The sequence below is a fragment of the Streptomyces milbemycinicus genome (assembly GCF_002154605.1).
Classification (GTDB): domain Bacteria; phylum Actinomycetota; class Actinomycetes; order Streptomycetales; family Streptomycetaceae; genus Streptomyces; species Streptomyces milbemycinicus.
The window spans coordinates 1-2,820 of record NZ_MUNE01000771.1; the positions used below are offsets into that span (position 1 = coordinate 1).

Below are 2,820 nucleotides of genomic sequence, written 5' to 3' on the forward strand. Positions count from 1 at the left end.
CGTCCCGGGCCGGGCGGCCCCGCCCGCCGCGGTACCGGTGGTCATATGCCGGGCCCACGCGGGCAGGCGGGGCTGTCGCTGCGCGGGCACGTCCGCGCCGAGTCCCGGCAGGGTCCACGCCGGCACCAGCGGCTGCCCCGCACCCCAGGTCGCGCGGGCCAGGGCGATCCGCTTGGCCAGGTCGGCGGCGTCGCGCGGACGGTCCTCCGGGTCCTTGGCCAGCAGGTCGAGGATCACCCGCTCGAAGGGCTCGGGGATCTCGGGCCGGTGCCGGCGCGGCGGCTCGGGCGGGGTGTCGCGGTGGCCGACGAGCACCGCCCAGGCATCGTCGACGTCGAACGGCGGCGCGCCGGTGGCCATTTCGTACAGCGCACAGCCCAGGGAGTACAGATCGCTGCGGTGGTCGACGGCGCCACCCGCGATCTGCTCGGGCGACATGTAGTGCGGGGTGCCCATGGCGATACCGGTCCCGGTGAGCCGGGCCGTGAAGCCGATGTCATGGCCGAGCCGGGCGATACCGAAGTCGCAGATCTTCACTGAGCCGTCGGCCAGCCGCATGATGTTGGCCGGTTTGAGGTCCCGGTGGACGATGCCCTGGTCATGGGTGTACGCGAGGGCGACGGCGAGCTGGCCGGCCATGTCCAGGACGTCGGGGACCGGCAGCGGACGCTGCTCGTTGTCCTCCAGCAGCTGGCTGAGGTTGCGCCCCTCCAGCAGCTCCATCACCAGATACAGGACGCCCTCGTGCTCCCCGAAGTCATGCACCACGGTCACCCCGCGGTGCTGCAGCGAGGCCGCGACCCGCGCCTCGCGGCGGAACCGCTCGCGCAGCACGTCCGTGAAGGACGGGTCCCGCTGCTGTCCCATGGGCTTGAGGCACTTGACGGCGACGCGCCGCCCCAGCGACTCGTCGAGCGCCCGCCACACCTCGCCCATTCCCCCGCGCCCGATCAGATCGAGCAGCCGGTAACGGCCCTGGATCAGCCTGGTGTCCGCCATGGTCCCCCTGCCTCCGGCGGGAGTGCCTCCCGCCGCCCCCGTCGAAGCCGACGGCTCGTCATGGAGCCCTCGACGCATCCCCGTTGTCCAGTATGGCGGCGTTTTGGCGCAACTTGTAGACCGAGGGACGAGTGCCGGGACCCAGCCGTTCGACGACCCGCAGGAGGTGTTTGGGCGGCAGCTGCCAGCGGAGGGTGGGCGGGATACGGCGCAGCACCCGGCCGGCCGCCCGCAGACGGCGGGTGACGACGGCGGGGGCGGGCGCCGGGCGGCCGTACAAACTCGTGGGCGTACGGGGGCAGGCTCGCATAGGCGAATGCGGCGACGCGCCCCCAGATCAACGCACGCGCCGGAACAAGCAGGGGATGAATGGGCGGCCTCGCGGTTCTCGTCCACTTAGGCGTCCGCCTGGGCGGCGGTCAGCGGAAAGCCGGAGCGGCGAACCACCTGGAGACAGGAGTCGATCTCGGCGCAGTGCACCCACAGCAGCAGATCCGGGGCCACTGGTCCCGAGCCGGACGCTTTCCGGGACAAGGCCGCCGAAGTGGCCGGCGCGCAACAGCGTGGCGACCTCGCCCCGGAAATCTCGCCAGAATTCCTCAAGGAACTTGGCAAAGTTGCTTGAGGAATTCTAAGGTGGGGTCATGGACACGAACCCCCGGCCGCGGCAGTCCGCTGCGACCGCGCAGCGCCTCCACGACGCGATCAAGCGTCTGCGCGCCCGCCTGCGCGCGGAATCGGGGCAGCATGCGACCGGCCTGACCGCCACGCAACTCGCCGTGCTGGCGAGCGTGGTGCGGGAGGGCCCGGTCACCGCGGCCCGGCTCGCCTCGCTGGAGCACGTCAGCGCGCAGGCCATCGCGCAGAGCCTGGCGGTGCTCAGAGCCGCCGGTCTCGTCCACAGCGAGCCCGACCCGCAGGACGGCCGTAAGAAACTGATCAGCGCCGATCGCTCGGCGACCGAGATGGTCGACAAGCTCCTCACCGGCCGCGCCACCTTCCTGACGCTGGCCATCGACCATGTCGTCGCCCCGGACGAACGCGAGGACATGGAGAAAGCCATTGAGCTCCTGGAGCGTCTCGCCGATGTCGACCTGAGCGACCGCGGCATATGAGATCCGCCGTCGGCCGGAGCGACACCGCAGGGCCGGACCTCTCGCGCCGGCCCTTCGCATGGACGTTCACCACCCCGCTCTACGTGGGTTCCAGCCTCAACCCGATCAACAGCTCGATCATCGCGACCGCCCTGGTGCCCATCGCCACCGAACTACACATCTCGGTGGGCGCCACCGCCGTACCCCGATGGGCGCCGTCTCCGCGCTGCTCTCGCACCCGCTCGCCAGCCGCAACCTGGTGCGCGGACCGCTGCTCGCCGCGGCTGTGAGCATGCTGCTCGGCACCGTCGGCATCCTGCTGCTCACCTCGCACAGCCCAGCGATCGCCGTCGTGCTGGTCTCCCTGGTCTTCGGCGTCACCTCCTCCGCCACCACGGTCGGCAACCAGACCGCCCTCTACCTCGCGGCGCCACCCGACCAGATCGGCACCGCCTCCGGGCTGTTCCGGACCTTCGGATACCTCGGAACCATCACCTCCGCCGTGATCGGCAGCATCGTCCTCCGCGACGGGGCGAGCGACCACGGCCTGCACACCCTCGGATTCGTGCTGGTCGCGGCCGGCCTCGCGGTCCTCCTGCTGACCGTCCTCGACCGTCGGCTGATGCACCGGACCCCGGGCAAAGTAGCCGACAGCTCCGAGAACACCGATGCCCCCATGAACACAGCAACCATGAACGCAGCACCCATGAACACAGCAACCATGAAC

The 2,820-nt window shown here is 70.9% G+C and carries 3 protein-coding genes and 1 pseudogene; 2 read left to right on the forward strand and 2 right to left on the reverse strand.

The window, feature by feature from the left end; genetic code table 11:
- The coding region (locus CCN51_RS45825) for a serine/threonine-protein kinase (RefSeq protein WP_086860907.1) at positions 1-999 on the reverse strand (999 nt) is incomplete at its 3' end.
- Positions 1,000-1,057: 58 nt separating this feature from the next.
- Positions 1,058-1,497: pseudogene (locus CCN51_RS45830) on the reverse strand (oxygenase MpaB family protein); the annotation flags it as partial.
- Positions 1,498-1,643: 146 nt separating this feature from the next.
- Here CCN51_RS45830 and CCN51_RS45835 point away from each other — a divergent pair.
- Complete coding sequence (locus CCN51_RS45835; protein WP_014173700.1) at positions 1,644-2,114, forward strand: MarR family winged helix-turn-helix transcriptional regulator; 471 nt, start codon at positions 1,644-1,646, stop codon at positions 2,112-2,114.
- Between the two features lie 187 nt (positions 2,115-2,301).
- On the forward strand, positions 2,302-2,820 hold a 519-nt coding region (locus CCN51_RS45840; RefSeq protein WP_245881817.1), incomplete at its 3' end, for an MFS transporter.